15 protein-coding genes and 1 tRNA gene are annotated in these 17,735 nt (G+C 64.6%); 13 read left to right on the forward strand and 3 right to left on the reverse strand.

Annotated features, from left to right (window positions below; all coding sequences use genetic code 11):
• The 5 genes from H2O75_RS00950 to H2O75_RS00970 all read left to right on the forward strand — a co-directional run bounded on the left by H2O75_RS00950 (position 1) and on the right by H2O75_RS00970 (position 4,285).
• On the forward strand, positions 1-819 hold the full coding sequence (locus H2O75_RS00950) for a DsbA family protein (RefSeq protein ID WP_182172427.1): 819 nt from the start codon (positions 1-3) through the stop codon (positions 817-819).
• A gap of 61 nt (positions 820-880) precedes the next feature.
• Positions 881-956: transfer RNA gene (locus H2O75_RS00955), tRNA-Thr, on the forward strand.
• Positions 957-1,299: 343 nt separating this feature from the next.
• Complete coding sequence (locus H2O75_RS00960; protein ID WP_182172430.1) at positions 1,300-1,869, forward strand: DUF4956 domain-containing protein; 570 nt, start codon at positions 1,300-1,302, stop codon at positions 1,867-1,869.
• Between the two features lie 5 nt (positions 1,870-1,874).
• Positions 1,875-2,618, forward strand: coding sequence for a VTC domain-containing protein (locus tag H2O75_RS00965; protein WP_347878367.1), 744 nt, complete (start codon positions 1,875-1,877; stop codon positions 2,616-2,618).
• Positions 2,615-4,285: a carbohydrate-binding domain-containing protein gene (locus H2O75_RS00970; protein ID WP_182172437.1), complete on the forward strand. Its 1,671-nt coding sequence runs from the start codon at positions 2,615-2,617 to the stop codon at positions 4,283-4,285. Before H2O75_RS00965 ends, H2O75_RS00970 begins: the two co-directional genes overlap by 4 nt.
• Positions 4,286-4,517: 232 nt before the next feature.
• Here H2O75_RS00970 and ppc read toward each other — a convergent pair whose 3' ends face one another.
• On the reverse strand, positions 4,518-7,310 hold the full coding sequence (gene ppc, locus H2O75_RS00975; protein WP_259365268.1) for a phosphoenolpyruvate carboxylase: 2,793 nt from the start codon (positions 7,308-7,310) through the stop codon (positions 4,518-4,520).
• A 183-nt stretch (positions 7,311-7,493) separates the two neighbouring features.
• Between ppc and H2O75_RS00980 the strand changes: the two genes are divergently transcribed.
• From H2O75_RS00980 to H2O75_RS00990, 3 genes are read left to right on the forward strand one after another with little or no spacing between them, the layout of a single operon-like run.
• The gene (locus H2O75_RS00980) at positions 7,494-7,703 is read left to right on the forward strand and encodes a heavy-metal-associated domain-containing protein (protein ID WP_182172440.1); all 210 of its coding nucleotides are present in this window, start codon (positions 7,494-7,496) and stop codon (positions 7,701-7,703) included.
• Positions 7,704-7,753: 50 nt separating this feature from the next.
• A complete protein-coding gene (locus H2O75_RS00985) occupies positions 7,754-10,210 on the forward strand; it encodes a heavy metal translocating P-type ATPase (RefSeq protein ID WP_182172444.1) in 2,457 nt (818 codons plus the stop codon).
• On the forward strand, positions 10,207-10,530 hold the full coding sequence (locus tag H2O75_RS00990) for a metal-sensitive transcriptional regulator (RefSeq protein WP_182172447.1): 324 nt from the start codon (positions 10,207-10,209) through the stop codon (positions 10,528-10,530). Before H2O75_RS00985 ends, H2O75_RS00990 begins: the two co-directional genes overlap by 4 nt.
• 52 nt (positions 10,531-10,582) lie before the next feature.
• Here the strand turns inward: H2O75_RS00990 and H2O75_RS00995 are convergent, their stop codons facing one another.
• The gene (locus H2O75_RS00995) at positions 10,583-11,497 is read right to left on the reverse strand and encodes an Fpg/Nei family DNA glycosylase (RefSeq protein ID WP_182172450.1); all 915 of its coding nucleotides are present in this window, start codon (positions 11,495-11,497) and stop codon (positions 10,583-10,585) included.
• 144 nt (positions 11,498-11,641) lie between these two features.
• Between H2O75_RS00995 and H2O75_RS01000 the strand changes: the two genes are divergently transcribed.
• From H2O75_RS01000 to H2O75_RS01010, 3 genes are all read left to right on the forward strand, one after another.
• Positions 11,642-12,319 carry a helix-turn-helix transcriptional regulator gene (locus H2O75_RS01000; protein WP_182172453.1) on the forward strand — a complete coding sequence of 226 codons (678 nt, stop codon included), beginning with the start codon at positions 11,642-11,644 and terminating at the stop codon, positions 12,317-12,319.
• A 73-nt stretch (positions 12,320-12,392) separates the two neighbouring features.
• Complete coding sequence (locus H2O75_RS01005; RefSeq protein WP_182172456.1) at positions 12,393-13,478, forward strand: DUF8744 domain-containing protein; 1,086 nt, start codon at positions 12,393-12,395, stop codon at positions 13,476-13,478.
• Positions 13,475-16,072, forward strand: a complete 2,598-nt coding sequence (locus H2O75_RS01010) for a multicopper oxidase domain-containing protein (protein WP_182172459.1) — start codon at positions 13,475-13,477, stop codon at positions 16,070-16,072. The genes H2O75_RS01005 and H2O75_RS01010 overlap by 4 nt, the downstream gene beginning before the upstream one ends.
• Here the strand turns inward: H2O75_RS01010 and H2O75_RS01015 are convergent.
• Positions 16,069-16,743 carry a uracil-DNA glycosylase gene (locus H2O75_RS01015; RefSeq protein ID WP_182172462.1) on the reverse strand — a complete coding sequence of 225 codons (675 nt, stop codon included), beginning with the start codon at positions 16,741-16,743 and terminating at the stop codon, positions 16,069-16,071. The genes H2O75_RS01010 and H2O75_RS01015 overlap by 4 nt on opposite strands.
• Before the next feature lie 33 nt (positions 16,744-16,776).
• Here H2O75_RS01015 and H2O75_RS01020 point away from each other — a divergent pair, with 33 nt between their 5' ends.
• Positions 16,777-17,031 carry a DUF3263 domain-containing protein gene (locus H2O75_RS01020; protein ID WP_204736203.1) on the forward strand — a complete coding sequence of 85 codons (255 nt, stop codon included), beginning with the start codon at positions 16,777-16,779 and terminating at the stop codon, positions 17,029-17,031.
• Between the two features lie 18 nt (positions 17,032-17,049).
• Positions 17,050-17,694: a hypothetical protein gene (locus tag H2O75_RS01025; protein WP_182172467.1), complete on the forward strand. Its 645-nt coding sequence runs from the start codon at positions 17,050-17,052 to the stop codon at positions 17,692-17,694.
• Positions 17,695-17,735 lie beyond the last annotated feature (41 nt).

Below are 17,735 nucleotides of genomic sequence, written 5' to 3' on the forward strand. Positions count from 1 at the left end.
ATGGCAAATCAGAATGCAACGAAGGCGGAGCGCCGCGAAGCGGCCCGCCTCAAGGCCAAGAAGCTCCAAGAAGCAGAAGCGAAGCGCGCCAAGCGCAACAAGTTCCTCACCATCGGCGTCATCGTCGTCGCGATCGTCCTCGTCGGCGTCGCGATCTGGTCGATCATCGCCAACGGAAACGACGAAGACACGGCGACAGGCAGGCAGGAATGGGATCCTGTCGCGGTGCAGGTCGAGCCCGTCGTCAAAGACGGCACTGACGTGACCACCGGTTTCTCGGTCGTCGGCGAGGGTGCCGAGCTCTCGGCCGATGCTCCCCGCGTCGACATCTACTTCGACTACATGTGCACGTACTGCAACGATCTCGAGCAGATGAACGGCGGAGACATCAACGGCATCATCGCCACCGGCGATGCTGAGTTCGTCTACCACCCCGTCGCGATCCTGCGCAACGATTTCTCCGCCAAGGGCGCGGCGGCCTTCAAGTACATTGCCGACAACTCGCCCGAGCATCTTCTCGCCTTCCACAAGAACGTCTTCGAGGACGCGGATGCTGTCCTCAACGGACGCTCCTCGACGATCCCCGACTGGAGCAACATCGAAGCTGCGGCGCGTGACGCCGGCGTTCCCGAGGACATCGCCTCCTCCATCGAGGAAGAAGCGGACATGGAGTGGGCGTCGACCACGACGCAGGAGTTCCTGACAACCTACCAGGGCACCCCGACAGTCCTTCTCGACGGCAGCCCGACGAACACGTGGGCGGCGAACGACTTCCCGGCCATGCTCGGACTCGCCGAGCCGAAAGCAACAACGGAATAAGAATCACAGAGTGCGGGTTGGCTTTGCCCACCATTCGTCTGGCAGAATTGACCCGCACGTTGCCGCCTTAGCTCAGCTGGTAGAGCACCCGCCTTGTAAGCGGACGGTCGTCGGTTCGAATCCGACAGGCGGCTCCACAGAGCCCCGACATTCGCCACAAGCGAGATCGGGGCTCTGTTCTCGTATCCGCGACTTTTTGCCTCCCGGAAAAGCACGGGAAGCTGGACGTGACCTGTGCACATCATGACAATCGGTGGGTATGTCGGTTCGTCGGCGGGGCGGCGCGGGATCGGACGTCGTATCCGCTGGGTTCCTGACCTGTGCATCTAGCGTTGGTCGAGGTCTGTTCAGCGCGATAAGGCGGCTTCTGAGCATGCTGGGGCGCTCAGCCCCCAGGAATTCTCCAGCTGCGAAGACTTAGTTCCCCAGGTTCCGGTGGGTCAATGAGAGTGCATTATTCCGAAACCAAGGAGCACCCTCGTGACCGCGACACTTCCCATTGCCGTTGATGTTCTCGCCATCAGCATTCTCGTCTTTGGACTCTATTTCCCCCGGCACCGTCGCATGGACATGGCGCTCGCGTACGTGACGGTCAATGTCGGTGTTCTGGCAGTGGCGGACACTCTCGCCTCCTCCAACGTGGCGGCAGGTCTCGGCCTCGGCCTGTTCGGCGTCCTGTCGATCATCAGGCTCCGCTCCGAGGAGCTCAACCATCGCGAGATCGCCTACTACTTCGCGGCTCTCGCCATCGGCCTGATCACCGGTCTCGCGGATATCTCGCCCCTCCAGATCGGTCTCATCGGCCTCATCCTTGCCGTGATCGCGATCATCGATTCGCGGCACGTGTACCCGGTTGAGAGCCGACGCCTCGTTCTGGATCGCGCCATGACGAGCCCTCGCGAGATCCGCGACTACGTTGAGTCTCTCTGCGGTGGACGGGTTGTGGACATGACAGTCGACGAAATCGACCTCGTCAAGGATTCGACCACGGTTCGCGTCCACATCAAGACTGCCGTCCACCGCCGCGAATCAGTGGAGGCGGCGGCGTGAGCACCATGACAGACAACTGGGCGGCAGCATTGCCCGGGATCAGTCTCGATGATCTGAACCGTGCAGCCGCCCGTCTCAGTCGAGTCGATCGCAAGTATCTCGTGCGAGAAGGAGATGTCGCCGGGATCCTTGCGGAGCTCTCCGATGCTCGGGTGCTCGACGTCGATGGATGCCGCTCGACGAGGTACGCTTCCCTCTACTGCGACACTCCCCAGCTCGACGCATTCCACTTGGCGGGGCTCTGCCGCAGACGCAGGTTCAAGGTGAGAACTCGGAGCTACGAGGCAGGAGATGAGTTCCTCGAAGTGAAATGGAAGGACGGGCGGGGAGTCACCCACAAGGTGCGCCAGCCGCTGTGCGGGCCCATCACCAGCCCGCCGTCACAGCGTTTTGTGGAGACGTCTCTCGAAAACGCTGGGATTCGGTGCGCGGTCAACACGCTCGAACCCGTGCTGCAGACTGGCTATGCGCGCACCACCCTCCTCCTGCCGGGCGACGAGGCGAGAGCAACGATCGACAGTGATCTCGCCTGGACGTCCGCCACTGGCAGTGCCCGCGTGAACGGCATGTCGATCATCGAAACGAAGGCTGGTTCACGACTGACCAGCCTCGATCTGATCCTTCATCGCCACCGCTATCGCGCCCTTCCGATGTCGAAGTACGGCGTGGGAATGGTTGTGACCAGGCCAGGCCTGCCGGCAGAAAAATGGCATCGCACCCTTCGACTGTTAGAAAGCACAATCTCATGAACCGACTCATCACCTGTACAGCCCTGATCTGCACCGTGGCCCTGCTCTCCGCATGCTCCGACAGCAGCGGGGCGGCCACTGAACAGCAGAGCACCGAGCAGAGCACGGAGCAGAGCACCGAGCAGAGTACGGAGCAGGCCGCGACGCTCTCGGGATCAAACCTCGATGAGGTTCGAGCCACCGTGAAGGAAGCGCATTCGGTCGATGACCTCTCGGATGATGTGACAGACCTCCTTCTCGACGGCAGCTCGGTCACCGGCGGGGATGGCAGCGTCAGCGCGGCTGTCGGATCCGTGACGATCACCGCCGCTGGAACCTACCGTCTGAGTGGAGAGTTCGATGGCACAGTGATTGTCGCCGCGGCCGATACGGACAAGGTCGGGATCATTCTCGACGGTGTGGAAATCCAATCCGTCGACGGGCCGGCCCTTGCCGTGACCTCCGCGGACGAGGTGACGATCAGCCTGGCCGAGGGGACGGAGAACGTCCTCGCCGATTCCGCGGCCTACTCCGACGAAACAGACGACGCCCCCAATGCTGCCCTGTTCAGCTCCGCGGATCTCTCGATCACCGGAAACGGGTCCCTGTCCGTCACCGGCCTCTACAACGACGCGATTGCGTCGAAAGACGGCCTTGTCATCGAATCGGGAACGATCACTGTCGATGCTGTCGACGACGGCATCCGCGGCAAGGACTATCTCGTTGTGAAGGGCGGCGATATCGCGATCACGTCGGGAGGGCACGCGATGAAGTCCGACAATGCCGACGATATGACGGTCGGCTACATCGATATCCAAGGCGGCCAGATCGTCATCGACACGGGGGAGGATGGGGCGAATGCTCAAACAGTTCTCATGGCCGACACCTCGGTCACGATCAGCGCAGCCGATGATGGAATCCACGCTGACGGCTACCTCGTGGTCGACGGGGCGACGGTCACCATCGACGAGAGCTACGAGGGTCTCGAAGGAACGGTGGTTGCCATCCTCGACGGGACCATCGACATCACGTCGAGCGATGATGGAATAAACGGATCAACCGGCGATGATGTGACCTCCTCGGCTGGCGATGTCATCGTCTACATCGGCGGCGGAGACACGGTGATCGATGCGGGAGGTGACGGCTTCGACTCCAACGGCAACGCCGAGATGACAGGCGGGAGTCTCATCATTCACGGCCCCACCGATTCTGCGAATGGTGCAATCGATGTCGACGGCACGTTCACGATCAGCGGCGGAACCCTGTACGCCGCGGGTGCGTCGGGCATGGCGCAGACCCCCGCCGCAGACTCCGCCCAGGGCTGGGTCACGGCCAACGTCAATGCCACCAGCGGAAGCACGATCACGATCGCCGATGCTGAGGGCACGGAACTCGACAGCTTCCAGGCTGCACAGGTCAGCCAGAATATTGTCATCTCCGTCCCCGGGATGGTGACTGGCGAGACGTACACCGTCTCGGTTGATGGTCAGCAGGCCGCGGAGGTTGTCGCGGGACAGGGCGGGTCTGCCATGGGGCCGGGAGGAATGCAGGGCGGTGTGCCTGGTCAGCGGCCGGGCCAGGTGCCGGGGCCAGGCGACGGGACAGATGAGGGCTGGGGAGAAGGTCCCCAGTCGCCCACGCAGGAGGATCCGGGAGCAGAGGAATCGGCAGACTCGGAAACCGCGTAGCGCGAGGAACAGAAATGAGGGGCGTCCCCGCATTCAGGACGCCCCTCACTCCTGGTGTGGCCAACTGAAATAGTACATGCAATCTCTAGGCACTGCATGGCGGATCGGTGTGCAACGACTGTGACGAATCCGAAGGGAAGACACTCGGGAGATTCGAACGGCAGGTGCCCAGGAGCCGGCAGAGACAGGTGTTCCCCGGCAGGATCACCCGCCGGGGAACGAGAGACTGTTCCTAGCCCGTGTTGCGCATCCCGGCCGCGATGCCATTGATCGTGGTCAGGAGGGCGCGTTTGAGGTCTTCGCTTGCTTCCCCGTCATCGAGTTGGCGGATGCGGGTGAGGAGATTGACCTGCATGTAGTTGATCGGATGGAGGTACTGGTCGCGCACTTCCAGCGTCCGGCGGAGGACAGGATTCGATTCGAGGAGCTGCTCCTCTCCCGTGAGGGCGCCGATCTCCTCGAGAGTGATCTCGAACTCCTCCCGGATGAGATGGAAGAGCGGCCACAGCCTCTCGGGCGCCAGCGAGCGCACGTAATGCTGGGCAATACCCAGGTCGGTCTTCTTCGCCGTCATCTCCACGTTCGAGACGACCGCACGGAAGAAGTGCCAGCCCTCGTACATATCCTTCAGCTCATCGCCATACCCGGCCTGACGTGCCGCTCGAAGTGCGGTGCCGACACCGAACCAGCCGGGAACGATCTGGCGCGACTGCGTCCACCCGAACACCCAGGGGATGGCACGCAGACCATCGATCCCCGAATCCGCGGTCGTCCTCTTGGAGGGCCGCGAACCGATGTTGAGCATGCCGAGCTGTTCCACCGGGGTGGTGGTCACGAAATACTCCGGCAGGTCCGGGTCGTCGATGAGCTGGCGGTAGCGTCGGAAAGCGGCCTCCGACATGTATTCCATGAGCCGGTCGCGCGAAACCTGAACGTCGTGGGGTGCACGTGCTGCACGGTGCAGGGAGGAGGCCTCCATGACTGCCGCGACAGTCAGCTCAAGGTTCTCTCGAGCCAGTTCGGGATGAAGGTACTTGTCGGAGATGACCTCACCCTGCTCGGTGAACTTCATCTCCCCATCGAGCACACCATATGGCTGGGACAGGATCGAATCGTAGGTGGGGCCGCCGCCGCGGCCGACAGATCCGCCGCGGCCGTGGAAGAGCCGCAGGTCGATGCCGTGCTTGGCGCACACATCGCGCAGGCGGCGCTGTGCCTGATGGATCTCCCACTGCGACGTGAGGACACCCGAATCCTTGTTGGAATCCGAGTAGCCGAGCATGACCTCCTGAAGATTCCCCCTCATGCGAACGATCTCGCGATAGGAGGGATCGGAGAACAGGGTATCGAGGATCGTGTCCGCGATCCGCAGCTCCTGGACCTCCTCGAGCAGGGGTACGAACCCGATCGCCGCATGGCCTCGAGATGACTCGCTCGGGATCTCGATGAGGCCGGCTTCGCGGGCGATCACGGCGGCGGCGAGAATATCGTGCGCGCCGTGCGTCATCGAGACGATGTATGTTTCGGCCACGTCGGGGCCATAGATGTTCTGGGCGCGTGCGATCTCGGCGAACGTGTCATACGTGCGCTGCTGGGCTTCGGGAATATCCATGGTGCCGTGGGCCAGGCCTGGGCCGGCCAAGGGCCTCTTTGACGCGAGCTCGCGGGAGAGCACCTCGGTGCGCTCCTCCACCGACATGTCCGCATACGGCGTCCCGTGTTCGCCGAGACGATCGAAGAGCTGGCTGAGAAGCTCGTGATGCTTCGCCGAATGTTCGCGGACGTCGATCGCGGCAAGCGTGAGCCCGATACCGCCGAGGGTGCGGCGCACGTCCCCTGCCAGGCCGGTGATGACGCGCTCCGACTTCGTCCGCTCGAGAGCGTCGATGATGATCTCGAGGTCGTCACGGATCTCGTTCGTGCACGCGTAGTCGGACCCGGGAACGTGCGGGGTTCCTTCGTTGATGCGGGAGCGTGTGTTGAGGAACTTGCCCTTCATGAGCTCCACCTTGAGGCGGAACGGCTCGTCCTGGAAGAGCTCGTGCACGAAGCCCGGGAAGCGGGGAAGAGCCTTGAGGTCAGCCGCGATCGAAGCGGCCAGCCTCTCGTCGGGCTTGACGAGCTTCGTCGACACGGAGAGGACCTGCGACGCGTATTCGAGCTTCTCGAGGGCGACAGTGATCGCCTCGTTCGCCTGCATGCGCAGGATCTCAGCCGTCACCTCGGGGGTGACGAACGGGTTGCCGTCGCGGTCCCCGCCGATCCACGAGAACAGCTGAAGAGGCTCGCTCGACGAGTCCAGCTCCACGCCGGCAGCGTCGAGCTCGGCCGCGAGGAGAGCGACAGTCCCGGGAAGAGCATCCGTGTAGAGGGACTTCAGGTAGTAGAGGAGGTTGCGCGCCTCGTCGACCGGGGTCGGAGCGGTGCGGCGCAGCTCATCCGTCTGCCACAGCAGCTCGATGATCTCGGCGAGGCGCCTGTCCTGCCTGCGGCGAGCAGCCGTCCCCTCGACGGTGTCCTCGGAGAGAACATCGAAGAGTCGACGCAGCTTCGCGAGGACTGCGCGCCGTGAGGCCTCGGTCGGATGAGCGGTGAAGACGAGACGGATGTCGAGCTTGTTGGCGATCCGTGCAAGCTCGTCGGTTCCGAGAGAATCGGTGATGCGGGCGACGGCGCGCTGGATCCAATCCTCCTGCTCGGGACGATTGTTGCGGGCGCGGGCACGCTGGTTCTGCTCTGCCGTGTTGGCGAGCTGGAAGTACAGGGTGAAGGCACGGACAAGATCCGTGACCCGCTCCATCGGAACATCGCGAAGCTCTTCCGCCATGCGGGAGAAGACCTCGATCCGATTATCGGACTGCTGGGCCTCCTTCGCGAGCTGGCGAATGCGCTCGACCTGGTCGAGAAGATCCTCACCCTTCTGTTCGGCGAGAATCCTGCCAAGCATGGTGGCAAGCCGGCGGACATCGGCGCGGAGTTCCGCATCCGTATCCCCGTACTGATCTAATTCAATGTTTTCGGACACGCGTCCTCCTTGTGTGACGGACGATCGCAACTTTAGTGCACGGCGCGGGGATATTGCCCACCGGTCCACCGGTGGGATAGGACATATGTCCTATGGCGTTATACCCCCTAGGGGTATAGTGTGAAGTCTCATATACCCCACGGGGGTATCGGACGAGCCCGTGAGGGCAGGGGAGGGAACACCATGGCAACAACAGAATTCACCGTGACCGGCATGACATGCGGCAACTGCGAGCGCCACGTATCGGAAGAAGTCTCCGCAATCGAGGGCGTCGAGAGCGTCGCCGTGTCCCACGTGACCGGGATTCTCTCCGTCACAGCGAGCAGGGATATCGATGACGCTGATGTCATCGCAGCGGTCGACGAGGCCGGCTACGAGGCTGTCCGCGCCTAGCCTGACCGCCCCGCCGAGAACCAACTGTCAAGTCAAGAACCGAGGAACGCATGACGACACCACTGATCGACACCGTCGAGCTCACCATCGGCGGCATGACGTGCGCCTCGTGCGTGGCGCGGGTCGAGAAGAAGCTCAACAGGCTCGAGGGCGTTTCCGCCACCGTCAACTTCGCGACGGAGACCGCGCGCGTCGAGGTGCCGGAGGGCTACGACCCGGAGATCCTCGTGAACCAGGTCGAATCGGCAGGATACTCGGCGGCGGTCAAACAGCGTCCCACGGGATGGCTCGAGCTGACGATCGGCGGCATGACGTGCGCCTCGTGCGCGGCGCGGGTCGAGAAGAAGCTCAACAAGCTCGACGGCGTCTCTGCCACCGTCAACTACGCGACAGAGAAGGCACGTGTCGAGATCCCGGAAGGCTACGACACGGCACGCCTGATCGAGCAGGTGGAGGCCGCGGGATATTCGGCAGTGCTGCCTGAAGCGCCAAGCATCGTCGAGGACGGAGAGGCGCCTGACCGTGAGCTCGAGACTCTGCGGCAGCGAGTGATCGGTGCCGTCGTGCTCTCCGTGCCGGTCATCGTCCTATCGATGGTCCCGGCGTTCCAGTTCGACTACTGGCAGTGGTTGAGCCTCACGCTCACTGCCCCCGTCGTGGTCTGGGCCGCCTTCCCCTTCCATCGCGCAGCGTGGTCGAACCTCCGCCACGGCGCGACGACGATGGATACCCTCATCTCCCTCGGAACACTGTCGGCGTTCCTGTGGTCGCTCTACGCGCTGTTCTTGGGCACCGCGGGCCACCCGGGCATGACCCACGGGTTCCACCTGACCCCGAGCCAGTCCTCCGGGGAGGGCAACATCTATCTCGAGGTTGCCGCCGGCGTCACGATGTTCGTCCTCCTGGGCCGCTATTTCGAGAAGCGTTCCAAGCGCGAGGCGGGATCCGCGATGAGGGCGCTGATGGAGATGGGAGCGAAAGACGTCTCCGTCCTCCGGGACGGGGTCGAGACCCGCCTGCCGATCTCACAGCTGACGGTCGGAGACGAGTTCGTCGTCAGACCCGGGGAGAAGATCGCGACCGACGGTGTCGTCGTCTCGGGACGCTCCGCTGTCGACGCGTCGATGCTGACCGGCGAGTCCGTGCCCGTCGATGTGGCCGAGGGTGATCGCGTGACGGGCGCGACGGTCAACGTCAGCGGCCGGATCGTCGTCCGTGCGGCCCGCGTCGGTTCCGATACGCAACTGGCGCAGATGGCGAAACTCGTCGAGGAGGCACAGACCGGCAAATCCGACGTGCAGCGTCTCGCTGATCGCATCTCCGCCGTGTTCGTGCCGATCGTCATCCTCATCTCCCTCCTCACACTCGGTGCCTGGCTCATCTCGGGGGCCAGCGTGACCATGGCGTTCACCTCGGCTGTCGCCGTTCTCATCATCGCCTGCCCCTGCGCACTGGGCCTTGCGACCCCGACAGCGCTCCTCGTGGGGACTGGGCGCGGTGCCCAACTCGGCATTCTCATCAAAGGCCCCGAAGTCCTCGAGCAGACGAGGACCGTGGATACGATCGTGCTCGACAAGACGGGCACTGTCACGACGGGCGTCATGTCACTCGAAAGCGTCACGGTGGCGGGCACGGATCGGCAGACGCTCCTGCGCCGCGCGGGAAGCCTCGAGAACGCCTCGGAACATCCCATCGCCCGCGCCATCGCCGACGGGGCGGGCCGCGAAGTCGACCTGGCCGATGTCGATGGCTTCGCCAATCACGAGGGCTTCGGAGTGTCCGGCACCGTCGACGGCGTCGGCGTCCTCGTCGGCAAGCCGTCCCTCCTCGAACGCCACGGCGTGACTCTGGGAGACCTGGAGGTGCCGTTCCGGCAGGCGCAAGAGGACGGTCAGACAGCTGTCGTCGTCGCCTGGGAGGGCCAGGCGCGGGGAGTTCTCGCCGTCGCCGACCAGGTGAAACCTACCTCTGCGGAAGCGGTGCGACAGTTCGAGAAGCTCGGCCTCGACACCATCCTGCTGACAGGTGACCATGAGCGTGTCGCACGGACCATCGCAGGAGCGGTCGGCATCGACCGCGTGATCTCCGACGTCCTCCCGCAGGACAAGGTCGACGTCGTCACGCGGCTCCAGGCCGAGGGGAAGGTCGTTGCCATGGTGGGTGATGGCGTCAACGACGCCCCCGCCCTGGCGCAAGCCGACCTGGGTCTCGCCATGGGAACGGGAACCGATGTCGCCCTCGAAGCAGCCGACATCGCCCTGATCCGAGGCGATCTCCGCAGTGCGGCAGACGCAATCCGGCTCTCGCGGAGAACCCTCCGCACCATCAAGGGCAACCTGTTCTGGGCCTTCGCCTACAACACGGCCGCCATTCCCCTGGCCGCCCTCGGCATGCTCAACCCGATGCTGGCAGGCGCCGCCATGGCCTTCTCCTCCGTCTTTGTCGTCTCCAACTCGCTGCGGCTGAGGGGATTCCGCTCAACGGCAATCGAAGGGATGCACTCATGATCGACGAGACCGCCGGTGACTGCTGCCAGTCCGAGCATCATCACGGATATCACGACAACAAGGCGAAGTATCTCGCCAGGCTGCGGCGAATCGAAGGTCAGGCCAGGGGCATCCACCGCATGGTCGACGAGGGCGAGTACTGCATCGACATTCTCACCCAGATAGCGGCCCTCACGAGTGCGCTCGAGAATGTCGGGCTCTCACTCCTCAACGATCACCTCAGCCACTGCGTCATGGACGCGGCCCAGTCCGGCGGGCAGGTCGCAGACGACAAGATTGCCGAAGCCATGGCCGCGATCACCCGCCTCGTCAAGTCCTAGCGCGATTCCCGCACCCGTCCTCAGACTCGTGCCTCGGTAGATTCTTCGCCGATCAGTGCTGACATCCCGGACACCAGAAGAGCCTGCGCCCGGCCAGCATGCTGTCGGCGACAGGGGTTCCACAGCGCCAGCACGGCCTGCCGGTGCGATGATAGACCGCGAATCTTCGGTCATTCTCATCAGCAGGATCCGATGGTGAGAACTCGAGCGGGTTCGTCTGGATGAAGCCGTCCCGGACGCCCTCCCTCATGGCGACGACCAGATCGTCCCACAGCAGGCCGAGACGTGCCTCCGAGACCCGATTGCCGGGGCGCAGCGGGTGGATGCCGACGCGCCACAGGCAGTCAGCGCGATAGATGTTCCCCGGCCCAGCGGCGACAGCCTGATCGAGGACCAGCTGTCCCACAGGAACCCTGCGCCGGCGCACGAGACTCGTGAAGCGCTCGCGGTCACCGGGATCGTTGCGGATCGGATCGGGCCCCAGCCTGGAGACGATGGAGCGCACGTCGCTCCCGGTGAGGACTTGGCACTGATTGGGGCCCGTCAGGTCGGCGATCCCGTGCTCGTGGGCGAGACGAACGCGCACCGTGTCTCGGGGTTCCGGTGGTTCCCACTCATCGGATACTCCGCCGAGGCTTTCCCTCTCGCCGATCCGTCTCCTGGGGGCTCCGATGGTGTCCTCAGCGACGAAGTGCCGATCTCCAGCGAAAGACCATGAGCCGTAGAGGCCGAGATGGACGTGCAGCCAGTCCGGACCATCATCGCCCAGGCTGACGGGGGCCGGGTCGTGCGAGAACGGCATGAAGAAGTGTTTCCCCCAGGCATGGGCGGGGAGTGCCACGCGCCCGGTCAAACGTTCGGCTCCCTGGGAGAACCTGCCCTGGGGTGACGTGACGGCGGGCCGCTGGCCCGAGAACAGCTCCGTCAGGGCTCCGGCGAGGCGATGAACGGTGTGCCCTTCAGGCATTGACGCTCCTTAGCTAAGCTCGCGAATGCTGATCATTTTCCATCAACGATCATAACTGCCCCTATCTGGGCCATTCGGCGGATAGTTGCCACAGAAGTGCATGCTAACCTCAGGAAAGATCCGTGACTATTGAGGGAGGGTACCATGATTCCGACTCCGGCCGGAGGTCCCCGGCCGATGGCGGAGGCGCTGAACGAGGCCACTCCGCTGACAAGGCAACAGCGCAGGCTTCTCGATCTCCTGGCCGATCTGGGACGAGCGGTCACGGTGGTCGAGCTCGCCGAGAGTCTCGAGTCCCATCCCAACACCGTGCGGGAGCATCTTGCCGTCCTGGAGAGCCATGGATTGGTCGCGTCATCGACGGTCCAAGCGACCGGGCGCGGCAGGCCGCGGAAGGTGTATCGCACCAATGCTGGCGCCCGAGGAGCGCCTGCGCGTCATCTCGTCGGCCTCATCACCTCAGCGCTCAACTCCCTGCCGGAGGAGACTGCTCGCGCCGATGGTTACCGGTGGGGTGAATCGTGGGGGAGCGACATTCTCGAGAGCGGAGCTTTCACGACCGAGAATGGCGTCGTGGATGGTGTCGCGACACTGATGTCGGACATGGGTTTCGCGCCGCAGGTGACCGGGCGGACAGGCACGTGCATGGCTCTGACCCAATGCCCGCTCCTCACGTCGAACCGTGCCATTCCTCGCGGGCTCTGCGATATCCACCAGGGCATGCTCGATCGAGTGCTCGGGGAGGCGGCCCCGGGTGCAAAGGCGTGGGTTGAGCCGTTCGCAGAACCCCATGCCTGCAGGGTCACACTGAAGACTCCCTAGCTGGTCTACCGCCCACCTATTTAGTACGGTTAGTACCGTGAATAAAGGTGGGGTTGGGCGTCGTGGCGGCTGGGTGAGGTGGTCTCTGCTCTTTCTGGGCGGCGCCAGCCTCCTCCTCGGGCTGAGCCTTGCGCTGAGCCTCCTCGGCGTGTGGCCTTCTCTCCCGCCAGCCGACTCTTCCGCGCATGCTCAAGCGATGACCCTCGGCTTCCTCGGAACACTCATCTCCCTTGAGCGTGCGATCGCGCTGCGAGAGCGCTGGGCGATGCTGTCCCCTGCCGCGCTGGGAATCGGCGGCATCCTGCTTCTCGTCCTCCCTCCCGTCGCACACGTTCTCCACACGCTCGGCATGCTCCTTCTCGTCATTGTCTATGCCAAACTCTCCAATCGGGGGCTGACGATCGCCCTCTCGATCCAGATCCTGGGCTCCCTCGCCGGCATGGGAGCCGCCACTCTCTGGTGGGCCGGAGTCCCGACCCCCGCAGTCATCCCGTGGCTCACGGCCTTCCTCGTCTTGACGATCGTCGGCGAACGTGTCGAGCTGGCGGCCTTCGCTCTCCCGCAGCATGCCGAGATCGTCGCCTGGCTCCTCGCACTGGCCCTCGTCCTCGGGGCTGCCATCGTCCTTGCCGCGGGGCGCGGGGATGAGGTGTTCGGGCTGATCCTGCTCGGGCACGCGGCCTGGCTGGCACGCTTCGACATCGCCCGGACCACGGTCTCGGGGACAGGATTGGTCCGCTACGCGGCTGCGAACATGCTCGCGGCGACAGCATGGCTCGGTGCGGCGGGCCTCGCCCTCGTGCTCGGCGGGCGCCTGTCCGTCTCTCCCGTCTACGACACGGTCGTCCACGCGGTGACGATCGGATTCACGCTGTCGATGATCATGGCTCATGCTCCGATCATCCTGCCCGCCGTTATCGGGAAGCCGCTGCCCTACCGGTCAGCTTTCTGGGTGCCGACAGTGCTGGTCAACGGCGGCCTGCTCGTCCGCGTTCTCGCAGATATTCGAGGGCTGGACGTGATGTGGCAGATCGGCGGCACTGTCCTCATCGTCGCGCAGCTCATCTTCGTTCTCGTCGCGGCCGGTTCCGCACGTGCGCGCGTCAACACCACTCCCGGACGCCAGTCGGCCGGCACCAACACGACGGAGTCACAATGATCGGTACCCGCTCGGCATGGCACAAGAGCGTTTCAGCACTCGTCTTCGTGTGGATGATTGCGGCGGCCGCCGCCGTGACCGCACACCGCTTCATTCCCGAGGCCACCTGGCTCATGGTGCACACGTTCACCCTCGGAGTCGTGACGAACGCTCTCCTCATCTGGACGAACCATTTCGCGACAACGGTCCTGCGCTCTCGCACCGCGGCGCACAGGCGCGGCGAAATCGCCGTTCTCGTGCTCATGAACTGCGGTGTCCTCGTTCTCGGCGCGGGCATGATCTCCGATATCGGTGCAGTGACCCTTGCCGGCTCAGTGACGGTGGGGCTGGCGATCCTCGTCCACGCGGCCAGGCTCTGGCGGCAGCTCCGGCATGCTCTGCCGGCACGGTTCGAGGTGACGGTCCATGCCTACCTGTCGGCAGCCGTGCTCTTCATTCCGGGGATTGCCCTCGGCTACCTCTTATCGCTCGACTCGTGGTCCCCCGAGGCCGCCATCGCCATCCGCGGAGCGCACGTCGCCCTCAACGTTCTCGCCTGGGTCGGTATCCCCATCGTCGGCACGCTCCTGACGCTATGGCCCACGATCGTGCGCGCCAAACTGCCCCCAGGTGCTGAGACGGCGGCCCGCCGCTACCTCCCGCTCCTTGTCGGCGCCAGCATCCTCGCGGCGCTGGGCAGCCTCCTTCTCATGCTCACACCCGCCGGTGGCGCGATGTCGGGCATCGGCTACCTGGTGTTCGTCGTCTCCGCCATCGCCATGCTTGCCCCGCTCGCGCGGGCGACGTGGCGGATGGCGAGGGGGAGCTTCGCGCCCCTGTCAGTGGCGTGCGGGGTGGCCTGGCTGCTGCTGACGATCTCCTCCCTCGGCATCCGCCTGATCGTCGACCAGCCGGCTGGCGTGATCGGAAACCTCGGTGCCGTGACGCTCCCGCTGCTCGGTGGGGGCGTCGCCCAGATCGTCGTGGGTGCGCTGAGCTATCTCCTGCCGGTGGTGATAGGGGGCGGCCCCAAGCATGTCCGGGTCCGCCAGGCGCGGACGGACAGCGGCCACGTGTGGCGGCTCGTCGTCCCCAACGCTTGCCTTGCTCTCTACGTCCTAGCCAGCGCGAGCCTCGTCCTTGTCGTCACGTCCCTTGCCGCTCTTGTCTCCGTCCTCGCGACCGTGGCATGCCTGGTGTGGGCGACCCTGCCGGTCTCATCGTCCCAGCTCGACCAGGCGCCGCCACCGCTGATCGACGGGGAGGGGAACATCGTGCCCGTCCCTGCACGGCGGGGTTCCGTCCTCGTCTCTGTCGGCGCCGTGGCACTGCTCGTCGTCGGTGCGGTAGCGGCCGATCCGGTGTCGTCCGGAATCGTGCGTCCCGCCGCGCAGACCGTCGCGCCGTCGGGCGAGACGACCGAGGTGGACGTGACCATGGTCGACATGAGGTTCGTGCCGGATCGAGTGACGGTTCCTGCCGGCAACGAGCTGACGATCATCCTGACGAACAGCGACGGACAGTCCCACGATCTTGTTCTTGACACGGGTGCGAGTTCGGGCAGGATCGCACCCGGCGACACGATGGTCTTCGAGGCCGGAATCATCGGGGGAGCGGTTGACGGATGGTGCTCGATCGCAGGCCACCGGCAGATGGGGATGACGCTGACCATCGACGTCGAGGGAGGCCCCTCGCCAGAAGCATCTCCACACGCGGGCGACCATGCGACCCCCGAGAGTGACTTCGACCTTGCCGGGAACATGGATCCCGATCGGTATGTGGATCCGCGCCTGGCGCGGGACACGGGGGTGACGGAGCACCGCGTGACCCTGAGGGTGAGCGAGATGGAGAAGGAAGTGGCCCCGGGACTGACCCAGAGCCTGTGGCTGTTCAACGAGACCATGCCGGGACCGACTCTTCACGGGCAGGTGGGAGACACGTTCATCGTCACCCTCGTGAACGATGGGACGATGGGGCACTCCATCGACTTCCATGCGGGCGCCCTCGCGCCCGATCGACCCATGAGGACGATCGAGCCCGGGGAAGAGCTCACCTACACGTTCACGGCAGAGCGCGCGGGAGCGTGGATGTACCACTGCTCGACAGCCCCCATGTCCCTTCATATCGCCAACGGCATGTACGGCGCGGTCATCATCGAGCCCGCCGATCTGCCCGACGTGGATCACGAGTTCGTCATGGTCCACGGCGAGTCCTACTACGGGCCTCCCGGGGAGGTCGCGGACTCCGAGAAGATCGCGGACGGCGATCACGACACGGCGCACTACAACGGATATCCGAACCAGTATGTGCACCGGCCCATCGAGGTCGCTGTCGGGGAACGCGTCCGCTTCTGGGTCGTTGACGCGGGCCCCAATGTGTCGACGAGCTTCCACATCGTGGGAGGCCAGTTCGACACGGTCTGGAAAGAGGGCGACTATCTGCTCGGACCGCAATCGCAGACGGGCGGCTCCCAGGCGCTGGGCCTCATGCCGGCCGAGGGAGGATTCGTCGAACTCGTCTTCCCGGAAGCGGGCACGTACACCCTCGTCAACCACATCATGTCCGAGGCGGAACGCGGCGCGAAGGGCACGATCATCGTGAGTGAGAGCCCCTAACGCTCAACGCGCCAATCGATCGGAGGTGCGCCCTGCTCTTCTAGAAGTGTGTTGGCCGTGCTGAACGGCCGCGACCCGAAGAATCCGCGTGATGCCGACAGGGGAGAAGGGTGTGCCGAGGCGATGATCGGCGCATCGAAAAGCGGTGCAAGCTCCTGCGCCTGCCTGCCCCAGAGGATCGCGACGAGGGGGCCGCCCCTGGCGGAGAGCTGGGAGATGGCATGGGAGGTGATCTCCTCCCACCCGAGCCCGCGATGAGAGGCGGCCGCCCCCGGCCGAACGGTGAGAACACGGTTGAGCAGGAGGACGCCCTCCTCCTGCCAGGCACTGAGATCGCCCGTCCGGGCGGGCGGAATGCCGAGATCATCGGACAGTTCCCTGTAGATATTCACGAGGGACCGCGGGAGCGGGCGGACGTCCGGAGCGACGGAGAACGACAGCCCAACCGCATGCCCCGGGGTCGGATACGGATCCTGGCCGACGATGATCACCCGAACATCGGCCATGGGAGTCGAGAAAGCACGCAGGATCCTCTCTCCCGCAGGGAGAAAGTCTCGGCCCGCCGCCGACTCGGCGCGCAGGAACTCTCCCATGGCATGGATATTGTCCTCCACGGGGGCCATGGCCTCCGCCCAGTCGGGTGCCATGAGCTCTGCAATCGGTTTCACCATGGGACCAGGTTACGATGGTTCGGTGGAGTTGACATGGCTGACCTGAGCGACGAAGACCTGCTGGTCCTCGAGCTGGAAGACACGTGGCAGGATCGTTTCCCGACAAAGGCCGAGGCGATCCGGCAGACGCTGGGATGGTCGACGACGAAATACCATATCCGTCTCAATCGGCTCCTCGATGACACGGCCGCTATCTACGCGAAGCCCGTCACCGTGGGCCGTCTGAGGCGCCTGCGGGAAGCGCGAGCGGCGGAACGCGGAACGACAAGTGCCCACTCCGCCAGCTGACAGGCTAAAGTGATGCTCGTGGAGCAGTATCCCAGGGATGAATTCGATGAGCTGGCCGACGAACGCGGCCTACGAGGCTCGCACCGTCGGCGCCGGCACTGGTCCGTCGTCCTCGCTCCACTCCTCGCGGCGCTCGTCTTCGCGCCGCTGGCGGGATGGGGAGTGGTCGAGCTCATGAGCCAGGACGGCATGACGAATCCCTTCATGGCGGAGACGACCTCGACGAGTGCAGGCGAATCTCCCACGGGTGCTGCCGATGAGGAGACATCATCGGACGTGACAGACGATCCGGGCTCGACGGACGGCGTCGAGACGACAGAACCGGCCGAGACAAGCGAACCGGTCGAGACAACCGAAGAGCCGGCGATCGAGACGCTGCCTCCCGTCGACGGCGTGGAGTATAACGCGAGCATCGACCTCATGAACGGCACGGGCGTCGCCGGCGGCACGGATCCGACCGAATCGACGCTCCTCGTCGCCGGCTACACGGCCATCGCCTCCGCCGATTTCGCCTCCACGACACCCACGTATAGCGCGATCTATTTCTCCTCCCCAGAGCTGTATGCGACCGCGCAGCACCTGGCCCAGACTCTCAACATCAACTTCTGGGCAGAGAACGCCGCCATGACCGGCGGGGCGGACATCCTCATCGTCATTCGCTGACAGCATGAACTTCCGTTCCACCTTGCACTCGCACGGTGAGA

This window comes from Flaviflexus equikiangi (assembly GCF_014069875.1).
Taxonomy (GTDB): Bacteria; Actinomycetota; Actinomycetes; order Actinomycetales; family Actinomycetaceae; genus Flaviflexus; species Flaviflexus equikiangi.

What these genes read in the sequence shown, in the direction of transcription:
- H2O75_RS00950 (WP_182172427.1), top strand. Translation starts at nt 1, where the DNA reads ATGGCAAATCAGAATGCAACGAAGGCGGAGCGCCGCGAAGCGGCCCGC.
- H2O75_RS00965 (WP_347878367.1), top strand. Translation starts at nt 1,875, where the DNA reads ATGACAGACAACTGGGCGGCAGCATTGCCCGGGATCAGTCTCGATGAT.
- H2O75_RS00970 (WP_182172437.1), top strand. Translation starts at nt 2,615, where the DNA reads ATGAACCGACTCATCACCTGTACAGCCCTGATCTGCACCGTGGCCCTG.
- H2O75_RS00980 (WP_182172440.1), top strand. Translation starts at nt 7,494, where the DNA reads ATGGCAACAACAGAATTCACCGTGACCGGCATGACATGCGGCAACTGC.
- H2O75_RS00985 (WP_182172444.1), top strand. Translation starts at nt 7,754, where the DNA reads ATGACGACACCACTGATCGACACCGTCGAGCTCACCATCGGCGGCATG.
- H2O75_RS00990 (WP_182172447.1), top strand. Translation starts at nt 10,207, where the DNA reads ATGATCGACGAGACCGCCGGTGACTGCTGCCAGTCCGAGCATCATCAC.
- H2O75_RS00995 (WP_182172450.1), bottom strand. Translation starts at nt 11,497, where the DNA reads ATGCCTGAAGGGCACACCGTTCATCGCCTCGCCGGAGCCCTGACGGAG.
- H2O75_RS01000 (WP_182172453.1), top strand. Translation starts at nt 11,642, where the DNA reads ATGATTCCGACTCCGGCCGGAGGTCCCCGGCCGATGGCGGAGGCGCTG.
- H2O75_RS01010 (WP_182172459.1), top strand. Translation starts at nt 13,475, where the DNA reads ATGATCGGTACCCGCTCGGCATGGCACAAGAGCGTTTCAGCACTCGTC.
- H2O75_RS01015 (WP_182172462.1), bottom strand. Translation starts at nt 16,743, where the DNA reads ATGGTGAAACCGATTGCAGAGCTCATGGCACCCGACTGGGCGGAGGCC.
- H2O75_RS01020 (WP_204736203.1), top strand. Translation starts at nt 16,777, where the DNA reads ATGGCTGACCTGAGCGACGAAGACCTGCTGGTCCTCGAGCTGGAAGAC.